Source organism: Corynebacterium sp. P3-F1 (assembly GCF_030503635.1).
Classification (GTDB): domain Bacteria; phylum Actinomycetota; class Actinomycetes; order Mycobacteriales; family Mycobacteriaceae; genus Corynebacterium.
Genome location: NZ_CP129965.1, coordinates 271,162 through 297,289, shown reverse-complemented (window position 1 = coordinate 297,289; position 26,128 = coordinate 271,162). Strand labels below are relative to the sequence as shown.

The 26,128-nt window shown below is 63.8% G+C and carries 24 protein-coding genes; 12 read left to right on the top strand and 12 right to left on the bottom strand.

Going from position 1 to position 26,128, the window contains the following annotated elements; genetic code table 11:
• Positions 1–19: 19 nt before the first annotated feature.
• Together tkt and QYQ98_RS01375 are read right to left on the bottom strand one after the other, a co-directional pair.
• Positions 20–2,152, bottom strand: a complete 2,133-nt coding sequence (gene tkt / locus QYQ98_RS01380; protein WP_302007787.1) for a transketolase — start codon at positions 2,150–2,152, stop codon at positions 20–22.
• Between the two features lie 275 nt (positions 2,153–2,427).
• Complete coding sequence (locus QYQ98_RS01375) at positions 2,428–2,790, bottom strand: hypothetical protein (RefSeq protein ID WP_302006996.1); 363 nt, start codon at positions 2,788–2,790, stop codon at positions 2,428–2,430.
• Between the two features lie 159 nt (positions 2,791–2,949).
• Here QYQ98_RS01375 and QYQ98_RS01370 point away from each other — a divergent pair, with 159 nt between their 5' ends.
• Positions 2,950–3,885, top strand: a complete 936-nt coding sequence (locus QYQ98_RS01370; RefSeq protein WP_302006994.1) for a heme o synthase — start codon at positions 2,950–2,952, stop codon at positions 3,883–3,885.
• A gap of 63 nt (positions 3,886–3,948) precedes the next feature.
• On the opposite strand, the gene QYQ98_RS01365 is transcribed toward QYQ98_RS01370, so the two are convergent.
• The 5 genes from QYQ98_RS01365 to mptB all read right to left on the bottom strand — a co-directional run bounded on the left by QYQ98_RS01365 (position 3,949) and on the right by mptB (position 9,637).
• Positions 3,949–4,923, bottom strand: coding sequence for a quinone oxidoreductase (locus QYQ98_RS01365; protein ID WP_302006993.1), 975 nt, complete (start codon positions 4,921–4,923; stop codon positions 3,949–3,951).
• Positions 4,924–5,035: 112 nt separating this feature from the next.
• A complete protein-coding gene (locus QYQ98_RS01360; RefSeq protein WP_302006992.1) occupies positions 5,036–6,025 on the bottom strand; it encodes a heme A synthase in 990 nt (329 codons plus the stop codon).
• A gap of 76 nt (positions 6,026–6,101) precedes the next feature.
• Positions 6,102–6,806: an ABC transporter permease gene (locus QYQ98_RS01355; RefSeq protein ID WP_302007786.1), complete on the bottom strand. Its 705-nt coding sequence runs from the start codon at positions 6,804–6,806 to the stop codon at positions 6,102–6,104.
• A 174-nt stretch (positions 6,807–6,980) separates the two neighbouring features.
• Positions 6,981–7,952 (bottom strand): ABC transporter ATP-binding protein, encoded by a 972-nt coding sequence (locus QYQ98_RS01350; protein WP_302006991.1) that lies wholly within the window; start codon positions 7,950–7,952, stop codon positions 6,981–6,983.
• A 5-nt stretch (positions 7,953–7,957) separates the two neighbouring features.
• A complete protein-coding gene (gene mptB, locus QYQ98_RS01345; RefSeq protein WP_367881635.1) occupies positions 7,958–9,637 on the bottom strand; it encodes a polyprenol phosphomannose-dependent alpha 1,6 mannosyltransferase MptB in 1,680 nt (559 codons plus the stop codon).
• 184 nt (positions 9,638–9,821) lie between these two features.
• Here mptB and QYQ98_RS01340 point away from each other — a divergent pair, with 184 nt between their 5' ends.
• The 8 genes from QYQ98_RS01340 (at position 9,822) to QYQ98_RS01305 (ending at position 18,012) form a co-directional block, all read left to right on the top strand.
• On the top strand, positions 9,822–10,544 hold the full coding sequence (locus QYQ98_RS01340) for a metalloregulator ArsR/SmtB family transcription factor (RefSeq protein WP_302006990.1): 723 nt from the start codon (positions 9,822–9,824) through the stop codon (positions 10,542–10,544).
• On the top strand, positions 10,537–11,982 hold the full coding sequence (sufB, locus tag QYQ98_RS01335; protein ID WP_302006989.1) for a Fe-S cluster assembly protein SufB: 1,446 nt from the start codon (positions 10,537–10,539) through the stop codon (positions 11,980–11,982). The genes QYQ98_RS01340 and sufB overlap by 8 nt, the downstream gene beginning before the upstream one ends.
• Before the next feature lie 2 nt (positions 11,983–11,984).
• Positions 11,985–13,166 carry a Fe-S cluster assembly protein SufD gene (gene sufD, locus QYQ98_RS01330; RefSeq protein WP_302006988.1) on the top strand — a complete coding sequence of 394 codons (1,182 nt, stop codon included), beginning with the start codon at positions 11,985–11,987 and terminating at the stop codon, positions 13,164–13,166.
• A gap of 49 nt (positions 13,167–13,215) precedes the next feature.
• On the top strand, positions 13,216–13,971 hold the full coding sequence (sufC, locus tag QYQ98_RS01325; protein ID WP_302006986.1) for a Fe-S cluster assembly ATPase SufC: 756 nt from the start codon (positions 13,216–13,218) through the stop codon (positions 13,969–13,971).
• Between the two features lie 87 nt (positions 13,972–14,058).
• On the top strand, positions 14,059–15,321 hold the full coding sequence (locus QYQ98_RS01320; protein ID WP_302006985.1) for a cysteine desulfurase: 1,263 nt from the start codon (positions 14,059–14,061) through the stop codon (positions 15,319–15,321).
• A gap of 68 nt (positions 15,322–15,389) precedes the next feature.
• Positions 15,390–15,848 (top strand): Fe-S cluster assembly sulfur transfer protein SufU, encoded by a 459-nt coding sequence (gene sufU / locus QYQ98_RS01315; protein WP_302006984.1) that lies wholly within the window; start codon positions 15,390–15,392, stop codon positions 15,846–15,848.
• 15 nt (positions 15,849–15,863) lie between these two features.
• Positions 15,864–16,346, top strand: coding sequence for a metal-sulfur cluster assembly factor (locus QYQ98_RS01310; protein WP_302006983.1), 483 nt, complete (start codon positions 15,864–15,866; stop codon positions 16,344–16,346).
• 37 nt (positions 16,347–16,383) lie between these two features.
• Complete coding sequence (locus QYQ98_RS01305) at positions 16,384–18,012, top strand: ABC-F family ATP-binding cassette domain-containing protein (protein WP_302006982.1); 1,629 nt, start codon at positions 16,384–16,386, stop codon at positions 18,010–18,012.
• A gap of 103 nt (positions 18,013–18,115) precedes the next feature.
• Here the strand turns inward: QYQ98_RS01305 and QYQ98_RS01300 are convergent, their stop codons facing one another.
• The gene (locus QYQ98_RS01300; protein WP_302006981.1) at positions 18,116–18,850 is read right to left on the bottom strand and encodes a glutamine amidotransferase; all 735 of its coding nucleotides are present in this window, start codon (positions 18,848–18,850) and stop codon (positions 18,116–18,118) included.
• Positions 18,851–18,975: 125 nt separating this feature from the next.
• Here QYQ98_RS01300 and QYQ98_RS01295 point away from each other — a divergent pair, with 125 nt between their 5' ends.
• Complete coding sequence (locus tag QYQ98_RS01295; RefSeq protein ID WP_302006980.1) at positions 18,976–19,239, top strand: hypothetical protein; 264 nt, start codon at positions 18,976–18,978, stop codon at positions 19,237–19,239.
• 15 nt (positions 19,240–19,254) lie between these two features.
• Here the strand turns inward: QYQ98_RS01295 and QYQ98_RS01290 are convergent, their stop codons facing one another.
• Positions 19,255–20,625, bottom strand: coding sequence for a PFL family protein (locus QYQ98_RS01290; RefSeq protein ID WP_302006979.1), 1,371 nt, complete (start codon positions 20,623–20,625; stop codon positions 19,255–19,257).
• A gap of 5 nt (positions 20,626–20,630) precedes the next feature.
• A complete protein-coding gene (locus QYQ98_RS01285; RefSeq protein ID WP_302006978.1) occupies positions 20,631–20,900 on the bottom strand; it encodes an ACT domain-containing protein in 270 nt (89 codons plus the stop codon).
• 55 nt (positions 20,901–20,955) lie between these two features.
• Between QYQ98_RS01285 and QYQ98_RS01280 the strand changes: the two genes are divergently transcribed.
• Positions 20,956–21,633 carry an SDR family oxidoreductase gene (locus QYQ98_RS01280; RefSeq protein ID WP_302006977.1) on the top strand — a complete coding sequence of 226 codons (678 nt, stop codon included), beginning with the start codon at positions 20,956–20,958 and terminating at the stop codon, positions 21,631–21,633.
• On the opposite strand, the gene QYQ98_RS01275 is transcribed toward QYQ98_RS01280, so the two are convergent.
• Positions 21,630–22,355, bottom strand: coding sequence for a glutamine amidotransferase (locus QYQ98_RS01275; RefSeq protein WP_302006976.1), 726 nt, complete (start codon positions 22,353–22,355; stop codon positions 21,630–21,632). The two genes, QYQ98_RS01280 and QYQ98_RS01275, sit on opposite strands and share 4 nt — an antisense overlap.
• A 143-nt stretch (positions 22,356–22,498) precedes the next feature.
• Positions 22,499–25,279, bottom strand: coding sequence for an aconitate hydratase AcnA (gene acnA, locus QYQ98_RS01270; protein ID WP_302006975.1), 2,781 nt, complete (start codon positions 25,277–25,279; stop codon positions 22,499–22,501).
• Positions 25,280–25,481: 202 nt separating this feature from the next.
• Between acnA and QYQ98_RS01265 the strand changes: the two genes are divergently transcribed.
• A complete protein-coding gene (locus QYQ98_RS01265) occupies positions 25,482–25,973 on the top strand; it encodes a DUF6676 family protein (protein WP_302006974.1) in 492 nt (163 codons plus the stop codon).
• Positions 25,974–26,128 lie beyond the last annotated feature (155 nt).

Below are 26,128 nucleotides of genomic sequence, written 5' to 3'. Positions count from 1 at the left end.
GACGTTTCCCTGAAGCCCTTTACACCCCGTCACCGCGCACGGGGCCGCGCTCCGGATCGGCTGCGGAGTCGGCGGTGCGGGTGCGCACGGAGTCGAGGGACTCGCGTGCGGCGGCGACGACGGCGTCGGTGGTGAAGCCGAAGCGCTCGAAGAGCTCTGCACCCGGTGCGGAGGCACCGAAGTGCTCGAGGGAGACGTTGCGGCCCTGGTCGCCGGTGAAACGGAACCACGGCATGGCCACTCCAGCTTCGACAGAGACGCGGGCGAGGACATCGCGCGGGATGATCTCGTCGATGTATTCGCGGTCCTGCTCGAGGAACCAGTCCATGGACGGCATGGACACGACGCGGGTGGCGATGCCGTCGGCCTCCAGCACCTTCGCCGCTTCGACGGCGAGCTGGACCTCGGATCCGGAACCCATCAGGATCACGTCGGGGGTGCCGGTGGAAGCCTCGACGAGGATGTATGCGCCGCGGGCGACACCGTCGAAGGCCTTCTCCTTGGTGCCCTCCAGCACGGGAAGATTCTGGCGGGAGAGAGCGAGCGCCTTCGGCTGCGGGACGGCTTCGATCGCCGCCTTCCAGGCCGCGGAGGTCTCGTTGGCGTCGGCCGGGCGAATGACCGCGAGGTCCGGGATGGCGCGCAGCGCAGTCAGGGTCTCCACCGGCTGGTGGGTCGGGCCGTCCTCGCCGAGGCCGATGGAGTCGTGGGTGAAGACATAATAGCCGTCAATACCCGACAGCGCAGCCACGCGGATAGCGGGGTAGAGATACTCCGAGAAGATGAGGAAGGTGCCGCCGTAGACACGGGTGTTGCCGTGCAGAGCGATGCCGTTCATGATCGAGCCCATTGCGTGCTCGCGGATGCCGAAGTGCAGGTTGCGGCCGTACGGGTTCGTCGTGAACATGTCGGTGGAGATCGCTTCCGGGCCGAATGACGGCTCGCCCTTGATCAGGGTGTTATTGGAGCCGGCCAGGTCGGCGGAGCCGCCCCACAGCTCAGGTAGCGTCTTGGCGAGCGCCTGGATGGACGCCTCCGATGCCTTGCGGGTGGCGATGCCCTTGGCATCCGGCTCCCACGTCGGCATGTCGTCGGCCCAGCCTTCCGGCAGCTCGCGTGCGGCCAGGCGGTCGAAGAGGGATTTAAGGTCGGGGTTTGCGGCAGCCCAGGCGTCGAAAAGCTCTTGCCATTCGTTGTGTGCGTGCGCGCCGCGCTCGACGAGTCCGCGGGTGTGCGCGATGACGTTGTCTTCGACCGGGAACGAAGCGGAAGCGTCGAAGCCCAGCACCTCCTTGACCGCCGCGACCTCGTCGGCGCCCAGAGCGGCGCCGTGGACAGCGCCGGTGTTCATCATGTTCGGGGCGGGGAAACCGATCACCGTCTTGACACGGATCATCGTCGGCTTCGACGTCTCAGCCTTGGCTTTCTCGACGGCTGCGAGGATGGCGGTGACATCCTCGCCGGACTCGACGGTGAGCGTCTGCCAGCCGTACGCCTCGTAGCGCGCCAGGACGTCCTCGTTGAACGCGATCTGGGTGTCGTCCTCGATAGAGATGCGGTTGTCATCCCAGAATGCGATGAGGTTGCCCAGCTGCTGGGTGCCTGCGAGAGAGCTGGCTTCGCTGGTCACGCCCTCTTGGAGGTCGCCGTCGCCGGCGATGACGTAAATGAAGTGGTCGAAGGGGGATTGGCCCGGAGCGGCCTCCGGATCGAACAGGCCGCGCTCGCGGCGGGCTGCCATAGCCATGCCGACTGCCGATGCCAGGCCCTGGCCCAGCGGGCCCGTTGTGATCTCCACACCTGCGGTGTGGTTGTACTCCGGGTGGCCCGGGGTCTTGGAGCCCCAGGTGCGCAGAGCTTTCAGGTCCTCGATCTCGAGGCCGAAGCCGCCGAGGTACAGCTGAATGTACTGCGTCAGCGACGAGTGGCCGTTGGACAGCACAAAACGGTCGCGTCCCGCCCAGTGCGGGTCAGCTGGGTCGTGGCGCATGACACGCTGGTAAAGGGTGTACGCCAGCGGGGCGAGCGACATCGCGGTGCCCGGGTGGCCGGAGCCGCAGTTCTCCACGGCGTCGGCAGCCAGGACACGCACGGTGTCCACGGCGCGGGTGTCCTCTGCGGTCCAGTCCTCCGGATAGCGGGCCACGGTCATGGCCTGCAGCTCGACGGGGAGCGACGCGGCGGCATCGGAAACGCCGGACGTCGGCTGGGAAGAGTTATCGGGAGAGGTAGTCACAGTGTCCTCGCTTACCAGTGTGTCGGAGCTAACTAACTTCTTACACACTAGTGGTAAAGCGGGGGCGAGGGACGCGGCAGGCCGGGGTTTGCGCGTTGACGGGTCTGCGCAGGACCGCAGGTGGGCAGAGCTACCGCGGCAGAAACGTGGCAGCAGCCGCGGCGGAAACGTGGCAGCAGCCCGCCGGGGACTCAGTCGAGGTAGTCGAAGACCTCGACGGGCGTGCACGTGTTCATCACCGAGGTGATGTGAGCGCGGGACTGCTGGACATCGACCCAGCCGAGCTCGGTGGCGTCGGCAAGCGGAATCAGCTTGTAATCCGGGGTGTAGGTCATGCCCACGGTGTAGGTGGGCATGAAGCGGATGCGGTCCAGGCTGAGCGAGCCGTCGGTGTGGCGGGTGATGGTGTATTCACCGACGCAGCCAAATTCGGTCTGCTCGTCGAATTGTCGATGAGGTTGACGGCGTACTGCTCGCGGCGCACGAGAGGAGTGCGGCGGCCACGGCGCCGATGCGTGGGGAGCGACTGAGAGACATAAATAATCATTAAACAATGTGCTGCGCGCGTTCGCGCGTTGATTTCTTGCGGGTGCAGGCGGGGACTAGGATGCGAAGGACGTAAAGAGACGGGGCGTCGATAAGCGTGGGAACTTACGCGCGCGCGGCTGCGACTAGTCCCCAACGTGAAAAACCGCGCTGATTGAGGAGTTGTGTTGGAGACCGTCAAAGCGTATTTCGCGCTGACGAAGCCGCGAGTCATCGAGCTTTTGCTGGTCGCCGCTATCCCCGCGATGCTGCAAGCTGACCGCGGCGAAGTGCACGTGTGGTTGATTCTGGCGACGCTGTTCGGTGGCTGGATGGGCGCCGCCGCCGCGAACACATTCAATATGGTCGCCGACTACGACATCGACCAGAAGATGGGCCGGACACGCGCGCGGCCTCTCGTGCGCCATACCGTGACCAAGGAACGCGCCCGCATCTTCGCCTGGGTGCTGCTGGTTCTGTCGGTACTGTGGCTCGGACTGGTGTGCGGCTCGTGGCTCGCGGCCTTTTTCATCGTGCTGACGAACTGGTTCTACATCTTCGTCTACACCAAGTGGCTTAAGCGCCGGACGTGGCAGAACGTGATTTGGGGCGGCGCCGCTGGCTGCATGCCTGTGCTCGTCGGCTGGGCCGTGATCCGCGGCCATGTCACCGACGGCAGCCCCGATCGGTGGTGGCAGGCGATCGTCCTGTTCATGATCATCTTCTTCTGGACACCGCCGCACACATGGGCTCTGGCCATGAAATACCGGGACGACTACGACCGCGCCGAGGTACCGATGCTTCCTGTGGTGGCGACACCAGTGGCCACCACCCGTCAGATCGTCTTCTACTCGTGGCTGACCGTCATCACATCGTTGCTGCTTGTGCCGGCTGCGTCGTGGGTGTACTTCGCGGTGGCCCTGCTCTCCGGTGGTGCCTTCTTGATCATGGCGACGCGCCTGCACGCCGGGGTGAAAGCCGGCGGCGACGTCAAACCGCTCAAGCTGTTCATTCTGTCGAACAACTATCTCGCGGCGCTGTTCCTCGGTTTGTCGGTCGATGCCATCTTCGGGTTGGAGACCCTGGGCGAGCTCGTCGGCGGGGGCTTAGGCTCGCTCGGTTAGCTGCCGTGAGATGGGACGCTTTAGCCTCCTGGCTATTGATTACGCCCCGTAAACCGCGAGCGGTTAACCGGTGATATCGAGGACGATCGAGCCGGTCGTCTTGCGGCCCTGCAGGTCCCGGTGCGCCTGCGCGGCGTCAGCGAGCGCATATGGTTCTTGGACTTGAAGGTTGAGCGTTCCGTCGTCGACCGCGCGGACAACAGCCTGGGCACGCATGCGGAACTCGTCGTCCGTTGCGGTGTAGGCGCCGATGGACGGGCGCGTGAGGAAGATCGAGCCGTGAGTGTTCAGCAGCTGCGGGTCGACGGGGTCGACGGGGCCTGAGGCGGCACCGAAGAGACACACGAGACCGCGGGGACGCACGGCTTCAAGCGACTCGCCGAAGGTGTCTTTGCCCACGCCGTCGTAGACGACATCCACGCCGCGGCCGCCGTTGTGGCGCCGGACCATCTCCGCGAGGTCGTCGCTGTAGCGGAAAACTTCCGTTGCGCCAGCCTCGTAGGCCAGCTCCGCTTTCTCGTCGGTGGAAACAACGGAGTAGACGGTTGCCCCCTGCGCCGCCGCGAGCTGAGTGAGCAGCAGCCCCACGCCACCGGCTCCGGCGGTGATGAGCAGGGTGTCGCCTGCCTGGGTGTCGTGCACTCCGTAGAGGAGGTAGTGGGCAGTGATTCCCTGGAGGAGCATTGTTGCGGCCACGTGCGGCGGAATCGACTCCGGCACCGCGACGAGGCGGTTGCGGTCCACGCACACGTATTCAGCGTAGGAGCCTGGCGTGGATTCCCAGGCTACAACTGTGCCGGGGGCGATCTCACCGGCCGGGTCCTCCACGACCTCGCCGCAGCCTTCGAGGCCGGGAATGAACGGTAGCTCCGAGTGGTAGATGCCCTCGCGGTAGTAGGTGTCGATGTAGTTGACGCCGGCATAAGCGACTTTGACGAGCACTTGACCGTTGGGGGTGTTGGAGGGGGTGGGCGTGGGGACGTCGGCAAGCGCGAGCACGTCCGGCCCGCCGTTTTCGGTGATCTGGATAGCCTTCATACGTATCCAGGCTACGCGTGGGACTCGAGGGGCGTGGCGCACTTGACCGGCTTCGCCGGGTTTCCGGGGCGCGTTACGGCAGTCGCCGCACAGTACGCACCACGCCGCCGCTTTAGGACGTCGAGGTGTTGTACTGCCCCGGTTCCAGCAGCGGCAGCCGGCGGTTGCCGTGGCTGAAGAGGAACGCGGTGAATGCGACGACGATGCCGGACATGAGGATGTGCAGAGGCACAGTCCAGCGCGGGACTCCGAGGTAGAACTGGCCGACACCGATCGCCCATTGGATCACGATCATGGCCACGAGGACGAGGGAGGTGTTGTAGGCGTCCTTCGGGGCGTTGTCGCGGCGCAGGATGTACACGGAGAAGAGGGTGAACGCCAAGTAGAGGTACATGCATGCGGCATGGACGTAGGCGAGAGTGCGGGTGGGCAGTTGGAGGCGCCCTTCCATGCCGGCGGCGGCATCACCCGCGTGGGGGCCGGACCCGGTGACCATCGTGCCGGTCACGAGAACAAGGCACAGTGCGACTGCGGCAGCCACGACGAGCCACCGGGCGGTCGGCGAGAAGCGGCGCGTGGGCGCGATGTCGTCGGCCTCAGCGATACGCATGTAGAGAACAGCCGCCACGAAAACCAGAATCATCGACGGCAGGAAGTGGACTGCCACAGACCACCAGCGTAGGTCGAGCAGCACTGAAATGCCGCCCAGAACGGCTTGCACCACGACCCCGAGACCGGAGACCACCGAGAGCGCGATGATTTCTTGGCGACGGTTCGCCCGCAGCACCCCGATGAACAGCACGATGGTCGCCGCCGCCACGACGAATGTCAGTGTGCGGTTGCCGAACTCGATGAGCTGGTGAACCCACGGGTTAGCGCCCGGGACTGGGAAGAGTGAGCCTTCGTGGCACAGTGGCCACGTGTCGCAACCGAGCCCCGACCCGGTTACGCGCACCAGGGAGCCGGTGAACGTGATGCCGGCCTGCGCGATGAGCACGATGAGGGCGAAAATGCGCTGGGTCTTCAGCGTCGGCACGCTTTTCAGGCGCTCACCGAAACTGCGGTTGGGCGCGGCGGGTGGAATGGATGTCGGGGTTGTCACGGTCGGAGTGCGCCTTTCTCGTGATTGTGGTCGTGTGTGTCTGGGAGGGATTGCGAACAGTCTTGAGGGGTTCTGCCTATCCGTCGAATCGGAACCACCGGATAGTTCCCAGGACGGCGAAAACGGCCCACCCGATCAGGGCCAGCCACGCCCAGGGGTGGACGGTGGCAGAGAGGGCTCCGTCCATGGCGTCGGCAAGCGCCACAGAGGGGACGAGATCCCACAGACCTGTGGTACCGAGGTTGCCCGAGTACACCACCCAGCCGAGGACGGCAAGCATGACCAGCCAAATGAAGTTTGCGCCGGCCAAGACGATTTCGGAAGACTGCGTCCCGCCGAGCAGCAGGCCTAAGGCGGTGAAAGCTGTGACGCCGGCGAGTAGCGTCAGGAATCCGAGTGCAGCGCCGCCCGCGGAGATACGCCAGCCCAGGGCCAGGGCGATTCCACCGAGAAGGACGATCTGGACCAGAACTGTAGCGAGGACACCGAGGACTTTGCCTGCGATGATCGTCCATGCGGGGACACCAGAGGCACCGGTTCGCTTCAGTGCGCCGTACCGGCGGTCGAATGCTAGGGAGATCGCTTGTCCGGTGAAGCCGGCTGACGCTGCCGCAATGGAGAAGACCATGGTGACGATCTGGTCGAGGCTCGTCTGGTCGCCGAGCACCGGAACCACGGTGGCGCCGACCAAGATTGCCGCAGGGATCAGCAAGTTGACAAGGATCTGCTCACCGTGGCGCAGCAAGAGGATCGCTTCGATGCGGCCTTGCGATGCGATCATCCGTCCCGCGCTCGCCCGTCGAGGCGCGGGAGCGAATGTTCCGGGCGGAAATTTCGCGGCGGAGTTTGCGCTGGCCTCCGCGTTGGTGCGGGCAGAGGCGGACGTGGCCGCCCCATCAGCGTTGACAGCAGTGGAAGCGTTGTTCGGAGCAGTATTCATAGGTTTCACGGCAAATCACGCCCTCAGTTCGCGGCCGGTCAGATCAAGGAAAACGTCTTCTAGTGTGCGGTGGTGCAATCCCAATTCCTTGATCATGACGTTTTGGCGCGCGGCTTCGGCGGCGACCGTGGCGATAATCTGCGGGTCGCCGGCGGAGTGGAGGAGGTATGTGAGGGGGGTGTCGTCGATAAGCGTTGCCTCCGCGGAAAGGGCGGTGAGGTCGAGCGGACGGTCGGTGCGGATATGTAGAGCGGGGTGGTCGCCGGTGTCGGTGAGCTCCTGTGGCGAACCCGAGGCGACGACGGATCCGCGGTCGATGATGACTACGTTGTCCGCCAGGCGTTCGGCTTCGTCCATGAGGTGGGTGGTCAAGATGACGGTGACGCCATCACGCTTCAAAGCTTCGACCAGACCCCACACGGCATGCCGCGATTGAGCGTCCATCCCCGCGGTCGGCTCGTCGAGGAAGATCATTTCCGGCCGGCCGATCAACGCCAACGCGAGTGACAGCCGCTGTTGCTGGCCGCCGGATAAGCGGCGGTATGTCGTCGTTGCCACCTTGTTCAGGCCGAGGGTGTCCATGAGCCACGCCGGGTCGATCGGGTCCGCGTTGTAGGAGGCGGTCAGTTCGAGCATTTCCTTGACCCGGATCCCGGAATAGGAGCCGCCGCCTTGGAGCATGATTCCGATGCGTTCGCGCACCTTCTCGCCCTCTCGCTGCGGGTCCATGCCCAGGAGAGAGATCGAGCCGCTGGTCGGGGCAGTGAAGCCCTCGCACATCTCGATGGTCGTGGTCTTGCCAGCCCCGTTCGGACCGAGGAGGGCAAGGACTTCGCCGCGGCGCGCCGTGAAACTGAGGTGGTCGACGGCGTTCACAGAGCCGAACGACTTGACCACGTCGCGGACCTCCAGCGCCGTTTTCGCCGGGGCGGGGGCAGTTACGCTCGGCGTCGCGGCGGGTTCACCGGGGGATTGTGCAGGTTTCATCGCGCTCAGTGTAGAACTTTTTGTCCATGAATCCGGAACCATGCCCATGAGCAGGCAGCAATTGCGACAACGGCGAGAAGCGCATTGACGTAGATCGTCGCAACCGCGGCGGGCGGCAGCGCCAAACCGCGGGGGAGTACTACGAAGCTGAAGAGCGCGCAGTAGGCGGCTGTACCTGCGCGGAAGAATGCGCGGTCGGCCCACGCAGCCAGCGGCATGATGCCCCACAGCGGATACCACGGGTGCACAACGGGGAAGAGGAGGACAAGGACGAGGGTGGACACGCCGAGCCCCCCGACGGGGTGAATCGTGCCCTTGTACGTGGCCCACAGCATGCGGAGGATGAACCCCGCCGCGATGAGCAACCCGCACGTGCGGGTGACCACGAGCGCGGCCTCCGAATGGTCGCCGAGCCCCAGGAGCTGACCGATGAAAGCGGAGATCACCCCGACATCTGTGGTGAGGGACAGCCAGCTGCGGATTGTCGCGGCGCCGCCTTGCCCGCTGACCCAGCCGAGCCCGATGCCGGTGAGCGCAGAGGCTGCAGCGATGGAAACGACCATCACTGTTGTCTGAACCGCGATCGCTCCGGCAATTCCCAACAGGCCGCCCCAGCGCCGCGCCAGCGCCATTCCCACGAAACCGAGCGCCAGAAAGCCGGTCACCTTGACCATGCCCGCGCAGCTGATGAGGATCCCGGATGCGACCAGCAATCCCCACCCCGTAGCTCCGCCGAGCCGGTCGATGCCGCGCAGACCCAGTTCGAGGCCCACGAGCAGGAAGCCCATCATGACGGCCTCATTGTGGATGCCACCGACGAGGTGCAAGACGACGAGGGGGTTGAGGGCACCCAGCCACACAGCGGCCGATCGGTTGACCCCGCACCGCCGCGTGAGCGCCACGATCGCCCATGCCGCCGCAGCCAACCCGATCAAGGCGATGAGGCGGTGGCAGATCACGCCCCAGAAAATAGATGTACCGGTGAGACGCGAGATCACTGACGAGATGCCAAGGGCTACCGGCCCGTACGGCGAGGGCGACTCCGCCCAGATGAACGGCACACTGCGCGCCAGCGGATCCTCGTGTCCGAGCAGCTCAACGGGACCCGCCGAATACGGGTCCAACCCGCGCGCGACAATCGCCCCTTGCGCAAGGTACGAGTAAATGTCCTGCGTGAACAGCGGCGCCGTGAAAATGAGGGGAAGGATCCACGCACCGAGTGTCTGCAACAGCGTGGGCGCCGCAACGCGCGACGGTCCGCCGTCCGCGCCCACGAACGCGCCCATGAGCAGCCACGCGAAAACCAGGAAAGCAACGCCGACGAGTGCGAGGCTTGACGACGCCAACATCATCCTCCCCATCCACGCCCCCAGCGGAAGAGAAGCGAAGGAGGTGGCTGATGCGTCGACCACTGGTAGTGCTCCGCCTCCGAGACCCCCGAGCGCAATGAGGAAAGTGCCGGTCAGTCCGATGACGCGCAGTGCCTCGAAACGGTTGCGCTCCCGCATGGACGGTGCGGTTTCAGACGACGAGGCCTCTCCGAGCGGACCGGTGTGCAGCTCCGCGGATCGGGACCCGGGCCGGCCGAAGCGGGGGAGTTCGCGCGTGACGGATACCACCGGCGAACGGCCACGGTGGGCATTGCGGCCCTTATCGTGGTCATCTGCGCGGGACTCGAATTTCACAGACGTAGTGTACAAAAACAGTGCTGTGTCAAGGTTCGGACACGGAACCACCACCCAGATACGGACCTTGAACAAACGCCGAAATTAGCGCACACTATTGTTGTCTAAAGGTAGAAAGACCCGTGTATGCGCGGGCCGGAACATCGCGCGGAAAACCGCGGAATATGAGGAGCGGAGATTAGGCATGGCAGGTGCACAACGGTCGACCGACGGTCAGAGCCGCAACCGCATCATGTCCTGCATGCTCCGGTCCGGTCCAGCGACGGCGGCCGACCTCGCGCAGCTAGTGGGGCTTTCACCTGCCGGTGTACGCCGGCATATAGACAAACTGCTCGACTCTGAGCTGGTGGAGGCGTGCAACGCCCCAGCCCAGTCGCCCGCGGATAAGCCCGCGCGGGGACGACCAGCCCAGCACTACCGTCTCACGGAAAGCGGCCGCGATAGCTTCGGTAACGGATACGACGAGCTCGCACTCGCCGCATTCGCCGAAGTTGAGGAGCTCGGCGGGCGCGAAGCCGTGAAAAAGCTAGCGCGCAAGCGTGCGGAACGGTTGCTGGGGGCAGCGGGGGACGTCGATAAGCGGAAAACGCGCGATGCGCGGGACGTGGAGGAGGCCGCAAGCGATGTCGCGGAAGCTTTCGCAACCCACGGCTACGCCGCTGAAACGAACCACGTAGGCTCGAGTCTGCAACTGTGCCAGCATCACTGCCCGGTTCACGCGGTCGCGGCCGAGTATCCGGAGATTTGCGAGGCTGAGCACGAGTTAATTGCGGAACTGGTGGGCTCGACTGTCGCCCCGTTAGCGCTGATCGCGAATGGCGACGGGGTGTGCACGACGCACATCAGTCTCGCAAGGAGCACCAAGCTGGAGGAAAAACAATGCGAAAGGAGCGGAGACGATGACTAGTACGACTCCCGCACCCGGCCTGGAAAAGCCGATGAACGACGACGAGATCATCGAGTCGATGGGGCCGTACAACTACGGTTGGCACGACTCCGATGAGGCGGGTTCCGCCGCTCGCCGCGGCCTCGATGAAGATGTCGTGCGCGAAATTTCGGCGGCGAAGAATGAGCCGGAGTGGATGCTCGAGCAGCGCCTGAAGGCGCTGGACATCTACAACAAGAAGCCTCTGCCGAATTGGGGCCCGGATCTGACCGGCATCGACTTCGACCAGATCAAGTACTTCGTCCGCTCCACCGAGAAGCAGGCGACGAGCTGGGAAGACCTGCCGGAAGACATCAAGAACACCTACGACAAGCTGGGTATCCCGGAGGCCGAGAAGCAGCGCCTCGTCGCTGGTGTGGCCGCCCAGTACGAGTCCGAGGTGGTCTACCACAAGATCCGCGAGGACCTTGAGGAGCAGGGTGTCATCTTCGTGGACACCGACACGGGTCTGCGCGAGTACCCGGAGCTGTTCAAGGAGTACTTCGGCTCCGTGGTCCCGGCCGGCGACAACAAGTTCTCCGCCCTGAACGCGGCAGTCTGGTCCGGCGGCTCCTTCATTTACGTGCCCAAGGGCGTGCACGTGGAGATCCCGCTGCAGGCCTACTTCCGCATCAACACCGAGAACATGGGCCAGTTCGAGCGCACCCTGATCGTCGTCGACGAGGACGCCTACGTCCACTACGTCGAGGGCTGCACCGCGCCGATCTACCAGTCCGACTCGTTGCACGCTGCGGTGGTGGAGATCATCGTGAAGAAGAACGCGCGCTGCCGTTACACCACCATCCAGAACTGGTCGAACAACGTGTACAACCTGGTCACCCAGCGTGCCCGCGCCGAGGAAGGCGCGACCATGGAGTGGGTCGACGGCAACATCGGCTCCAAGGTGAACATGAAGTACCCGGCTGTCTGGATGACGGGCCCGAACGCCCGCGGCGAGGTCTTGTCCGCCCAGTTCTGCGGCGAGGGCCAGACCCAGGACACCGGCGCCAAGGTCGTCCACATGGCACCGAACACCTCCTCCAACATCGTGTCCAAATCGGTCTCCCGCAACGGCGGCCGCGCCGCCTACCGCGGCCTGGTGCAGATCAACGCCAACGCGAAGAACTCCACCTCCAACATCGAGTGCGACGCGCTGCTCGTGGACAACATCTCGCGCACGGACACCTACCCGTACAACGACATCCGCAACGACCACGTGACCCTGGGCCACGAGGCGAAGGTGTCCAAGGTGAGCGAGGAGCAGCTGTTCTACCTCATGTCCCGCGGTATCTCCGAGGAAGACGCGATGGCGATGATCGTCCGCGGCTTCATCGAGCCGATCGCTAAGGAGCTCCCAATGGAGTACGCGCTCGAGCTCAACCGCCTCATTGAACTGCAGATGGAAGGATCGGTGGGCTAAATATGACCGACACCGCTGTGAAGAAGGAGCGCGTGGGCAACGCGACCTTCCACGACAACAAGGGCGACCTGTTCGCCTCCTACGATGTCAACGACTTCGAGGTCCCGCAGGGTCGCGACGAAGTCTGGCGCTTCGTGTCCCTGCGCCGTCTGCGCGGACTGCACAACGGCAAGTTCGCCGAGCAGACCGACGCGAAGGTGGACGTGCAGGCTCCTTCCGGGGTCACGGTCGAGGAGGTTTCGCGTGACGACGAACGCCTCAAGGCCGTCACCGCGCCCACCGACCGCATTGCCGCTCAGGCGTGGACCTCCATGCCGCACGCGACCGTCGTGTCCGTTCCGGCGAACGCCGAGCTGACTGAGCCCGTCGTCATCACCACCACCGGCGCAGGCGACGATGCGACGTCCTTCGCCGGCATTCAGGTCGAGGTGGGCGAGTCCGCCACCGCCACCGTGATCGTCCAGTACACCGGCTCCGGCACCCACGCCGACAACGTCAACTTCGTCATCGGTGACAACGCCCACGTCAACGTCATCGTCGATGAAGAGTGGAACAACGACGCCGTTCACGTCGGTGCGCAGAGCATCGTGGTCGGCCGCGACGCCGTTCTCCGCCACACCGTGGCCACCTTCGGCGGCGAAGTCGTGCGCAACACCCCGCGCGTTAAGTACGCCGGCTCCGGAGGCGATGTCGAGCTGACCGGTGTGTACTACGCCGACGACGGCCAGTACATCGAAAACCGTCTGCTCGTGGACCACAATCACCCGTACTGCCGCTCAAACGTGCTGTACAAGGGCGCGCTCCAGGGCGACAAGGACTCCAAGCTCCCCGATGCCCGCACCTGCTGGGTCGGCGACGTGCTCATCCGCTCCAACGCGTCCGGTACCGAGACGTACGAGGCCAACCGCAATATCGTCCTCACCGACGGCGCACGCGCTGACGCGATCCCGAACCTGGAGATTGAGACCGGCGACATCCCGGGCGCAGGCCACGCCGCCACCGTCGGCCGCTTCGACGAAGAGCAGCTGTTCTACCTCAAGTCCCGTGGCATCCCCGACGGGGAGGCACGCCGCCTCATTGTCCGCGGCTTCTTCAACGAGGTGCTCAACCGTATCCCGGTCGAATCCGTACGCGAAGAGCTGATTAACCGCGTGTCCGGCGAGCTCGAGCAGGTCAACCTGTAGGGCCCTGGCCAAGGCAACAACCTTTAAAGACGAAAGAGAAACGAGTTCTATGTCTACTCTGGAAATCAAGAACCTCCACGCCTCGGTCCTCCCGCTCGAGGAAGGCCAGGAACCCACCCCGATCCTCAAGGGCGTCAACCTGACCATCAACTCCGGTGAGACCCACGCCATCATGGGCCCGAACGGCTCGGGCAAGTCCACGCTGGCATACACCCTCTCCGGCCACCCGTCCTACGAAGTCACAGACGGCGAGGTGCTTCTCGACGGCGAGAACATCCTCGAGATGGAAGTCGACGAGCGCGCCCGCGCCGGCCTCTTCCTGGCCATGCAGTACCCGGTCGAGGTTCCTGGTGTGTCCTCCTCCAACTTCATGCGCTCCGCCGTCACCGCCGTCCGCGGCGAGGCACCGAAGCTGCGCGAGTGGGTCCAGGAGCTCAACCAGGTGCGCGACGAGCTGAAGATCGACCCGTCGTTCAGCGAGCGCTCCGTCAACGAGGGCTTCTCCGGCGGCGAGAAGAAGCGCCACGAGGTCATGCAGCTGTCGCTGATGAAGCCGAAGTTCGCCGTCATGGACGAGACCGACTCCGGCCTCGATGTCGACGCGCTGCGTATCGTGTCCGAGGGTATTAACCGCTACCAGGACGAGACCAACGGCGGCATCCTCATGATCACCCACTACCAGCGCATCCTGAACTACGTGAAGCCGGATCACGTGCACATCTTCGCCGACGGCGTGATCAAGCACTCCGGCGGTTTCGAGCTCGCAGAGAAGCTCGAGGCCGAGGGTTACGAAGCATTCGTTTAAACCCCAGCAGACGGCCGGCCTCACCATGCGCCGGCCGTTTTTGTATCCCCACCCGCACATTGACCTGAACGAGACGAAACTGAGCTCATGACGCAGTATGTGAACACCGACGGAACCTTGAACATCGACGCGATCCGGAGGGAATTCCCTATTCTCCAGCGCACCGTACGGGAGGACATCCCCTTGGTGTACCTCGATTCCGGTGCGACATCTCAGCGTCCTGAGCGTGTGTGGCGCACGGAAGAGGAGTTCGTCTTGAACACCTTCGCTCCCGTTCACCGTGGGGCTTACCAGCTCGCCGAGGAAGCGACCGACGCCTACGAGTCCGCGCGCGAGAAGATCGCCCGATTCGTCGGGGCGGAGGGGCACGAGATCGCTTTCACCAAGAACGCGACCGAGGCCTTGAACCTTGTCGCATACACGCTTGGCGACGACCGCGCGGGCGACCTCCAAGTCACCTCCGACGACACGATCGTGATCACGGAATTGGAGCACCACGCGAACTTGGTGCCGTGGCAGGAGCTCGCGCGCCGCACCGGTGCCACCTTGAAGTGGTACAGCCTGACCGAGGATGGCCGCATCGATCTCGACTCGCTAGAGCTCGACGAGTCCGTCAAGGTTGTCGCCTTCACCCACCAGTCGAACGTCACGGGAGCGATCCCGGATGTCGCCGAGATTGTCCGCCGCGCCAAGGCTGTCGATGCTCTGACCGTGCTCGATGCGTGCCAATCGGTGCCGCACCAGCCGATTGATTTTCACGCGCTGGACGTGGACTTCGGCGCATTCTCCGGCCACAAGATGTGCGGTCCGTCCGGTGTCGGCGTCGTCTACGGCAAGGGCTCGCTTCTCGACGTGTTGCCGCCCTTCCTCACCGGCGGCTCCATGATCGAGGTCGTGAAGATGGAAGGTTCCACCTTTGCCCCCGCCCCGCAGCGCTTCGAGGCCGGCACACAAATGACCAGCCAGGTCGTCGGACTGGGTGCCGCCGTTGACTTCCTAGGCGAGATCGGCATGGACAAGATCGCCGCTCACGAACACGCTTTGACCGAATACGCGCTCAAGCAGATGACGCAAATCGAGGGCCTGCACATCGTCGGCCCGCAGAACGCGAAATCCCGCGGCGGCGCGATCTCTTTCCTCGTTGACGGCATCCACCCGCACGATCTCGGCCAAGTGCTGGACTCTAAGGGCGTGTGCATCCGCGTCGGCCACCACTGCGCATGGCCCGCCCACCGCGGCCTCGACGCGCAGTCCACCGCCCGCGCCAGCTTCTACCTGTACAACACCACGGACGAAATCGACGCCCTCGTCAACGGAATCGGCGCCGCGAAGGAATTCTTTGGCGCCTAGCACCGTTACAGCGGGGTGGAACCGAAACTGATCAACGCCAATAAACGCCAAGGTAGAGAAAGAAGAGCATGAACCTAGAGTCGATGTACCAAGAGGTCATCCTCGACCACTACAAGAACCCGCAGAACGCAGGACTGCGTGACCCTTACGAGGCTGAAGTGCACCACGTCAACCCTTCTTGCGGCGACGAGCTGACCCTCAGGGTCCACCTGTCCGAGGACGGGAACACCGTCGAGGACATTTCGTACGACGCGGAGGGGTGCTCGATCTCGCAGGCGTCGACAAGCGTGCTCACCGAAGAAGTGATCGGCCTGCCGGTGTCTGAGGCGATGAAAAAGCTCGATGCTTTCGAGGAGATGATCACCTCTAAAGGCGAGAAGGAAGGCGACGCCGGCCTGATCGGCGACGGCATCGCGTTCGCGGGTGTGGCCAAGTTTCCCGCTCGTGTGAAGTGCGCTCTGCTGGGATGGAAGGCGTTCCAAGCAGCGACGAGCGACGCGATCACGAACCTCGAGAATTCCCGTTAACCCAAAGGAGCCAGCATGGATACCGATAACACGTACAACAACGCCGTCGACGAGAACGGCGAGCTCGCCCCGACTGACCCCGCCACCGCGGAGGCTGCGCAAGCTGCGGATGACTCATCCTCTAACTCGAGCTTTGCCGGTCCGGGGGAGCGACCGGAGCAGTCCGAGCAGCAAATCCAGCTCGCCGCCGATGTGGCCGAGTACCTCCACGACGTGATTGATCCGGAGTTGGGCATCAACGTTGTCGACCTGGGCCTCGTCTACGACATCTGGATCGAGGAGGAGGGGGAGAAGAACCGCGCCGTGATCAACATGACGCTGACGTCGCCTGCGTGCCCTCTCACTGACGTCATCGAGGAGCAGGCGGAGCAGGCAGCTGTCGGTTCTGGCGCCGTCGACGCGATCACCCTGAACTGGGTCTGGATGCCGCCGTGGGGTCCGCACATGATCACCGAGGACGGCCGGGAGCAGCTGCGCGCCCTCGGCTTCGCGGTCTAACACGTCCGGTTTGACCGCGGCGGTACACTGACCGGTTGTGATTGTCACCAACGACCTCGAAGTGCGTGTCGGCGCCCGCACCCTGCTGCACGCGCCTGGCCAGCACCTGCGCGTGCAGGCAGGCGACCGAATCGGCCTTGTCGGGCGCAACGGCGCTGGCAAGACCACAACGATGCGCATCCTCTCGGGCGAGACGGAGCCGTACGGCGGGTCGGTGACACGGTCGGGGGAAATCGGGTACCTGCCGCAGGACTCCCGCGAGGGAAATATCGAGCAGACCGCGCGTGACCGAGTGCTGTCCGCGCGCGGCCTCGACCAGATCCGCTCCTCGATGGAACGCCAGCAAGAGATCATGGAGGTCGAGGAGGGCTCGAAACGCGACGCGGCAATCTCGAAGTATTCCCGCCTCGAAGAACGGTTCCAGGCCCTCGGGGGTTATGAGGCCGACGCGGAGGCTGCACAGATATGCGACAACCTCGGTTTGCCCGAGCGCATCCTCGACCAGCAGCTCAAGACGCTCTCCGGCGGTCAGCGGCGGCGTGTCGAACTCGCCCAAATCCTCTTCGCCGCGAACGACGGCGCGGGAAAATCCACGACAACACTGCTTCTCGACGAGCCCACCAACCACCTCGATGCCGACTCCATCACGTGGTTGCGCGACTTCCTGTCCAAGCACGAGGGCGGCCTCATCATGATCTCCCACGACGTCGAGCTGCTTGATGCCGTGTGTAACAAGGTCTGGTTCCTCGACGCCGTTCGCGGCGAAGCCGACGTTTACAACATGGGTTTTTCCAAGTACAAGGATGCCCGTGCCGAGGACGAAGCCCGCCGCCGGCGTGAGCGCGCCAACGCGGAGAAAAAGGCATCCGCACTGCAGAAGCAGGCAGCCAAACTCGGTGCGAAAGCAACGAAGGCAGCTGCCGCGAAGCAGATGCTGGCGCGCGCCGACCGCATGATGAATGAACTGGACGAGGTCAGGGTCGCGGACAAGGTAGCGGCGATCAGTTTCCCGGAACCCGCGCCGTGCGGCAAGACCCCTCTCTTCGGCAAAGGCCTGACCAAGATGTACGGTTCGCTGGAAGTCTTCGCGGGCGTGGATCTAGCGATCGACAAGGGCTCCCGCGTCGTCGTCTTGGGCACGAACGGCGCGGGTAAGACAACGCTGCTCAAACTTCTCGCGGGAGTCGAGCGCACTGACGGCGAAGGCGGCTTGGTCACCGGCCACGGCCTCAAACTCGGCTATTTCGCCCAGGAGCACGACACCATCGACGGCGATAAGACCGTCTGGGAGAACACGATCGAGGCATGCCCCGATGCCGGGCAACAGGATCTCCGCGGTCTCCTCGGCGCTTTCATGTTCTCCGGCGACAAGCTGGAGCAGCCAGCCGGCACACTATCGGGAGGCGAGAAGACGCGCCTCGCATTGGCCACGCTCGTTTCCTCCCGCGCCAACGTGCTGCTTCTCGACGAGCCCACGAACAACCTCGACCCCCAGTCACGCGAGCAGGTTCTCGACGCGTTGAAGACCTACACCGGTGCCGTTGTGCTTGTCACCCACGACCCTGGTGCGGTGCGCGCCCTCGAACCGGAACGCGTAATCATCATGCCGGAAGGCGACGAAGACATGTGGAGCGACGACTACATGGAGATTGTCGAGTTGGCGTAGCCGTACGCGCTGGCGCAAACACAGGAGCACTCCTTGCTTTGCACTGCGATGATGCACCCGGGACCTTTCCGGGCTTGTTTAATACGGCTCCCGTGAAAGCTGCTCAGCGCCTGTAGCGGGCAGCGAAATTGGCCAAAATCTGGTTATTGACCGTGTAGTCGTAGTCGTATGCCCTGGAGATTTGCGATTCGAACGTCTCGGTCGAGGTGTAGCCGAGGTGCGCGTACAGCCGCAAACGGAATTCGAGTGCTTCGGCGGTGAGCTCCGGGTGGAACTGGGTGGCGTACACGTTTTTGCCTACCCGAAACATCTGGGTGGGGCAGGCCTCGCCGGTGACAAGGACGGTGACGCGTGAGTCGTCGGGAAGCGTGGCCAGCGCCTCCTTGTGTCCCACGAGCGTGTCGAATGTGTCCGCGGTGTCGCCGAGAACGTCGTCCTCAGCATTGGTGCGCGCCACCGTAACGGGCCCTGCTTCCTCAGCGAACTCGTCGGAAAGCGTTGCCCCGATGACCGTCCCGATCGCGCCAATGCCGTAGCACGCCCCCAGAACAGGGAAGTCTCGGTCGATGCATGCGGCGATGAGCGTTCCGATCTCGCGTTCCACGCGCAGCTGCAGCTCAGACTTGCGCAGCTCGAGGTTGTTGAAGGGGCTGCCACCCAATAGAACACCGGAATAGTGGTCGAGGTCTACGGGGCCGAGCTGGTCAATCTCGAGCCGGCGCTGCTCAATGTCGCCCGTGGTCAGGCGCATCGCGGTGGCGAAGCTCTCCAGCTCTTCGGCCGCGGCTTCGTCTTCGGGGCGTGTGCTCAGCAACAAGAAAGGACGGTGGGTGGTCACCACATTGAATTTAGCGGGTCAAGCAATGCGGACCGAAAACAACAAGCCACTTATTTTCGTGAATCGGCCGGTGCGGAAATGGATTCTTCTGTCGCCTGGTCGAGCGGACGCATAGGATAGAGCACATGAACCCGATTGACTCTGTACTTGAAGCGTGGAAGTCTCTGACCAAGAAGGAGAAGACCGCAGCCGGCATCATCGGCGCGATCGACACCGCCGCCAAGGGCATCGCCCTGTGGGATCTCGCCCGCACGAACTCCAACCAGCTGCGCGGCCCGAAGTGGTTCTGGACCACGTTCATCGGTGCGGCGAACACTGTCGGCTGGGCCAGCTATTTTACCGTGGGCAAGAAGCGCGGCGGCGACTCCAAGGACAAGAAGAAGAAATAAGCCGCTTCCGCTTCGCTAGTTGCGGAAACCGTGTACGGGCGCGGGAATGAACCCGCCGCGCTCGATAAAGGGAGCGCTGCTGACCTCGTTGACTGGGATCACCGGTGCGTAGCCTAAGAGACCACCGAAGTTCACCTCGTCGCCGGGCTTCGTACCTGGAACCGGGATGAGGCGAGCTGCGGTGGTCTTGTGGTTCATCACACCGATCGCGGCCTCGTCCGCGATCATTCCGGCGATACTCGACGCGGGTGTGTCACCCGGGATAGCGATCATGTCGAAGCCGACGGAGCAGATCGAGGTCATCGCCTCCAGCTTGTCCAGGGAGATGGAGCCGGACCGGACGGCATCGATCATGCCCTGGTCCTCGGAGACCGGGATGAAAGAGCCCGAAAGGCCTCCGACGCGGGAGCAGGCCATCATGCCGCCTTTCTTGACGGCGTCGTTAAGCAGCGCGAGTGCGGCTGTCGTCCCGTGGGTGCCCACGTGGCCAAGGCCCATGTGCTCTAGAATGTGCGCGACGGAATCGCCGACCTCCGCCGTGGGGGCGAGCGAGAGGTCGACGATGCCGAACGGCACCCCGAGGCGTTCCGCGGCGAGGGTGCCCACCAGCTGACCCGCGCGGGTGATTTTGAACGCGGCTTTCTTGATCTCCTCGGCGACCTCGTTCAGCGTCGCTCCATCGAGCGGCGTGATGGCGTAGTCAACAACGCCTGGTCCTGAGACACCGACGGAGACCACGGTGTCCGGCTCCTCAATACCGTGGAAGGCGCCGGCCATGAATGGGTTGTCGCCGACGGCGTTAGCGAAGACGACGAGCTTCGCGCAGGCAATGGAGGACTGGTCGGCCGTGCGCTCGGCGGCATCTTTGACCACTTCGCCCATCGTCCTCACGGCGTCCATGTTGATGCCCGCCCGCGAGGAAGCGACGTTCACCGAGCCGCACACGAAGTTGGTTTCGGACAGTGCCTCCGGGATGGATTGAATGAGGCGCTTGTCGGCTTCCGTCGCACCCTTTTCTACGAGTGCGGAATACCCGCCGATGAAGTTCACGCCCAGCTCTACCGCCGCACGGTCGAGGGCGCGCGCGATGTCGGCGGGGTTGCCTTCCACGCCTGCTGCAACGAGCGAAATGGGGGAGACAGACACCCGCTTGTTCACGATGGGGATGCCTAACTCGCGTTCAATGGCTTCGCATACTTCCACGAGACGTGCTGCCCGCTGTGTCACCCGGTCGTAGACGGCCTGCGCGGTGGCTTCCATCGTGGCGCGGGTGCAGCCGATGAGGGAGATCCCCATGGTCACGGTGCGGATGTCTAGGCGGTAATCCTCGATCATCGAGATGACATCGACGATATTGGAGGCCTTGAAATTGAGGTCGTTCGCCATCGGCGTTACACCTCGTTCATGGCGGTGAACAGGGCCTCGTTCTGGACGCGGATTTCCACGCCGAGGTCTTTGCCAAGTGAAGACATGGTGTCTTGCAGGCCGGCGAGGTCGAATCCCTCCGCAGGCAGCTGCGCGCGCATGATCATGGTGAAGAAGTCGTCCATGATTGTCTGGGACACGTCGACGATGTTGAGGTCGTGCTCGGCGGCGGCCTGTGCGACGCCGGCGATGATGCCCACGCGGTCGGGCCCCGTGGTGGTGATGATGGCGTACATGCGCCCAATAGTACGACTCGGGCACGCGGCCGACGCGATCGCTAGCCTGGGAACCATGAGCACTGAAGAAACACCCCAAGAGACATCCAAGTTCGTCCTCGTTCTCGGAGCAGGCGGCAATGTGTCCAAGCACACGGTTCCACTGCTCATCGAGTCGGGGCACAAGGTTGCCGCGCTCGTGCGCAATCCTGATCACGCGCAATCGCTTATCGACGCCGGTGCAACCGTCATCATCCAGGACCTCACCACCCTCGACGAGGAAGGCTGGGCCCGCCTGATCACCCCGTTCGACACTGTCGTGTGGTCCGCCGGTGCGGGCGGTGGCAGCCCGGAGCGCACCTACGCAGTCGACCGGGACGCCGCGCTGAAGGCCGTTGATGCGCTGGAAGAGCTCGGCGAGTTCGCCCCGCACTTCATCATGGTGTCTTATGCCGGCGCCGCTGAGGCGACGGCGGAGGATGACGGTGGATCGTGGTACGCGTACGTGGAGTCGAAGAAGGCTGTGGACCAGCGCTTGCTCACTTCGGACTTGCCATACACGATCCTTGGACCGACGCGCTTGACCGACGAGCCGTCGAAGGGCCTGACCGTTCTCACCGAACTGCGCAACGCGGATTCAACCACCTCGCGCGAGCTTGTCGCTCAAGTCATCGTCGAGGCTGTGGACCGCGGCGGGCTGCAGCCGAACCCGTTCGAATTCGAGGACGGCACGACCCCTGTGTCGCAGGCCTAGTTCACACCGCAGTACGCGGTAAATCGCCGCAGCAACTCGTTGGCGTATGTGGTGTCCACGCCGGGGAGCGACGCGACAATCGTGTCGTATTCCGCGGCGGGGAAGTACCCGTAATCGAAGAAGAAGTCCATCCGGGCCTTCATCGCCGTGTGGTCCATCTCCGCGTGGAACTGCGTCGCCCAGACGTGGTCGCCGTAGCGGACAATCTGCACGGAGCACGTCGGACCGCTGGCCAGCAGCTCGAGCTGCGCCGGGTGCGGCTCCGCATTCTCCGTGTGCCCGGTCAGAGCCGTGAAATGCTCTGGTAGACCCGCCGTGAGCGGGTCATTTTCAGCTGCGGGGAGCAGCTTGACCACGGTCGGCCCCGCCGCCTCCGGATGCGTGTGCGCGACAGCGCCGCCGAGATGGTGGGTGAGCCAGCTCAGCCCGAAGCAGACGAAGAAGACCGGGCGAGGACCGGAAACCACCTCGGAGAGTACCTCGTCGACATGGCGCTGCCACGGCGACCATTCAGCGTTGGTGATGTTGAGGGAGCTGCCGCCGACAATGATGCCGTCGAAGCCGTCGAGACTGCCCAGTGGTGTCTCCGCGTCCGGGATCATTCGTCGTTCGACCTGCTCAGGACGCAGCCTCGTTGCGTTTAGGACATCGTTGTACTCGGCGCGAGAGACTTCAGGACCGATTGCGCCGTCGCGCAGAGACAGAAAGAGCAGACGAGACATGACGGTGATTCTATACCGCTTGGTCTATTGTGCGTGAATCCGGGGCTCGGGGCGGTGCGGCGTCGATAAGCATGCAAAGCAAAAAGCCGGACCCCTTGAGGGATCCGGCCTTTTCAGAGCTCAGTTAGGCGCGAGTGCTCTTGCTAGCTCTTGACCATCTGACGCAGCACGTACTGGAGGATGCCGCCGTGGCGGTAGTACTCAGCCTCACCTGGTGTGTCGACGCGGACCTTGGCGTCGAACTCGACGGTCTCGCCGCCGTCCTTGGTGGCGGTGACGTGGACGGTCTCCGGGATGGTGTCGCCGTCGTTGAAGGCGGTGATACCGGAGATGTCGAAGGTCTCGGTGCCGTCAAGGCCGAGGGACTCGTGGGACTCGCCCTCCGGGAACTGCAGCGGGAGCACGCCCATGCCGATCAGGTTCGAGCGGTGGATGCGCTCGAAGGACTCGGTGATCACGGCGCGAACGCCGAGGAGGTTGGTGCCCTTCGCAGCCCAGTCGCGGGAAGAACCGGTGCCGTACTCCTTACCAGCCAGGACGACCAGCGGGATATTCTGCTCGGCGTAGTTCTGGGCGGCGTCGTAGATAAACGCCTGCGGGTTGCCGTCCTGGGTGAAGTCCAGGGTGTAGCCGCCAGCGTCCTCGACGAGCTGGTTGCGGAGGCGGATGTTCGCGAAGGTGCCGCGGACCATGACCTCATGGTTACCGCGACGGGAACCGAAGGAGTTGTAGTCGTGGCGAGCGACACCGTTGTCGTCGAGGTAGTTCGCCGCCGGGGTGCCCGGCTTGATGGAGGAAGCGGGGGAGATGTGGTCGGTGGTGACCGAGTCGCCCAGCTTCGCCAGAACGCGAGCACCGGTGATGTCCTCGACTGCCTCCGGCTGCTCCGGCATGCCGTCGAAGTACGGAGCCTTGCGGATGTAGGTGGAGTCCTCGTTCCATGCGAAGGTCTTGCCCTCCGGAACGTCGAGGTTCTGCCACTGCTGGTCGCCCTTGAAAACGTCAGCGTAGTCCTTCTCGTACATTTCGCGGGAGATCGTGTCGGCGATGACACCCTCGATCTCGTCCGGAGACGGCCAGACGTCCTTCAAGAACACGTCGTTGCCGTCTTGGTCCTGGCCGAGCGGCTGGGACTCGAAGTCGAAGTCCATGGTGCCGGCGATCGCGTAAGCGATGACCAGCAGCGGGGACGCGAGGTAGTTCATCTTCACGTCCGGGGAGATGCGGCCCTCGAAGTTACGGTTACCGGACAGCACAGCAGTAGCCGTCAGGTCGTATTCGTTGATCGCATCGGAGATCTCGTTCGGCAGCGGGCCGGAGTTACCGATGCAGGACGCGCAGCCGAAGCCGGAGAGGTAGAAGCCGACAGCCTCGAGGTCCTTCCACAGGTCCGCGCGGTTGTAGTAGCCGTCGACGACCTGGGAGCCCGGAGCCATGATGGTCTTGACCCACGGCTTCGCCTTCAGGCCCTTCTCTGCAGCCTTGCGTGCCAGCAGTGCAGCACCGACCATGACGGACGGGTTCGAGGTGTTGGTGCAGGAGGTGATTGCCGCGATGGCGACCATGCCGTGGTCGAGGGTGTACTCGCCGCCCTGCGGGGACTCGACGATGACCGGCTTGGATGCACGGCCCTGCGCGCCCTCAGCAGCGGACTCGCCGTTTGCCGGCCAGGACTCGTTGTAGGAAACGGTCTCGACCTTCTCTGCGCGGACCGGCTCAGACTGGCCGTCGCCAGCGGTGTTGTAGTCCGGCAGCTGCTTGCGGAAGGTGTCCTTCGACTCTGCCAGGAGGATGCGGTCCTGCGGGCGCTTCGGGCCAGCGATGGACGGCTTCACGGTGGACAGGTCGAGCTCGAGGTACTCGGAGTACTCAGCCTCTGCAGCACCCTGCTCGAGCCACATGCCCTGAGCCTTGGCGTATGCCTCGACGCGGTCGATGGTCTCCTGGTCGCGGCCGGTGAGGTGCAGGTAGTTGATGGTCTCCTCGTCGATCGGGAAGATCGCGCAGGTGGAACCGAACTCCGGAGACATGTTACCGATGGTGGCGCGGTTGGCCAGCGGGATCTCCTTGACACCGTCACCGTAGAACTCGACGAACTTCTGCACCACACCGTGCTGGCGGAGCATCTCGGTGACGGTGAGGACGACGTCGGTTGCGGTCACGCCGACCGGGATTTCGCCAGTGAGCTTGAAGCCGACGACGCGCGGGATGAGCATGGACACCGGCTGGCCGAGCATTGCAGCCTCGGCCTCGATGCCGCCGACGCCCCAGCCCAGGATGCCCAGGCCGTTCTCCATGGTGGTGTGAGAGTCGGTACCGATGCAGGTGTCCGGGTAGGCGACGCCCTCGTTGTCAAAGACAACGCGGGACAGGTACTCGATGTTGACCTGGTGGACGATACCGGTTCCCGGCGGAACGACGCGGAAGTTGGAGAAGTTCTCCGCACCCCAGCGCAGGAACTGGTAGCGCTCCTCGTTGCGCTCGTACTCGATCTCGACGTTCTTGTCCAGAGCGTTCTCGGAGCCGAACGCCTCGATGATGACAGAGTGGTCAATGACCATCTCTGCCGGGTTCAGCGGGTTGACCTGATCCGGGTTGCCGCCGAGGGAAGAAACGGCCTCACGCATGGTGGCAAGGTCGACGACACAGGGCACACCGGTAAAGTCCTGCATGAGGACGCGGGCCGGAGTGAATTGGATCTCCACGGACGGCTCTGCCGACGGGTCCCAGTTGGCGATGGCCTTGATGTGCTCCTCGGTGACGTTTTTGCCGTCCTCGGTGCGGAGGAGGTTCTCGCCCAGCACCTTGAGCGAGTAGGGCAGTTTCTCCATGCCTTCGACGGCGTCGAGGGCGTAGTAGTCATAAGACTTGTCGCCGACCTCCAGGGTCTTCTTGGCGCCGAAGGAGTTCTTGCTTTCAGACACGTGAGCTCCGTTTCTCGTTGTTAAGAACTGAAAATCTGGGTGTGTGACCCATAAGGGTCCCTAAGGAACAATGTTAAGCCACACACGTTGTTTCGGTGGTATTTGGTGGTGCACATTTACCCCTTTCAGACTTTCAGCTACCCCGAGCGGCAACGGCGCGCCCACGTCGTATTGAGGGGACCGAACATTAGCCTTGTCATCTATGAGTCAAAGCGCCCCCGATGTACATGGTCTTGCGGAGCAGCTTGCCGACGGCGGCGTTGCATTCGGTACCGATAATCCCGCTAACGTCCCTCTGCGTGGGGACTTGGAGGCAGCCGTCGCTGACGTGGCGCCGACCGCCACCGGCCGTACCGGGGTCATTATTCTCGAGCAGACTGGCCAGCCGGCGGGGCAGCTCCGCGACCTCGCTCAAGACACACAGGCATTGACCGATCTCGACACAGTCATTGTCCGCACGCCTGCGTCCACTGCTGCAGTCAGCGACACTCTGACGCGAGCGCAGGTGGAAAGAGGGCAGTACGCACTCATCTCTGAACCGGATTACGCGGCAGGTATCCGAGCCTTCGGTGCCGAGGCGGACGGGTTCTCAGTCCCTTGGGGTCTTGTTGCGGGGGCGCTCATTGTTCTTATCGGTGTTGCCGTGGTCGCGTCGGCGGCAACGTTCCGCGCAGGCGTCAAGGATTCAGACTAGATGAAACGTAGCCGGCCTTTCTTGTGTATCGCGCTATCGGCGCGCCTTCCCGTCTTGCTGTTGCCCTAGTGCTATGAGGTAGCCAGAAATTGTGTCCGATGTCACACTGATTCGCATTCGATACATAACCGCAGCATGCGCATTTCTCACAGTCA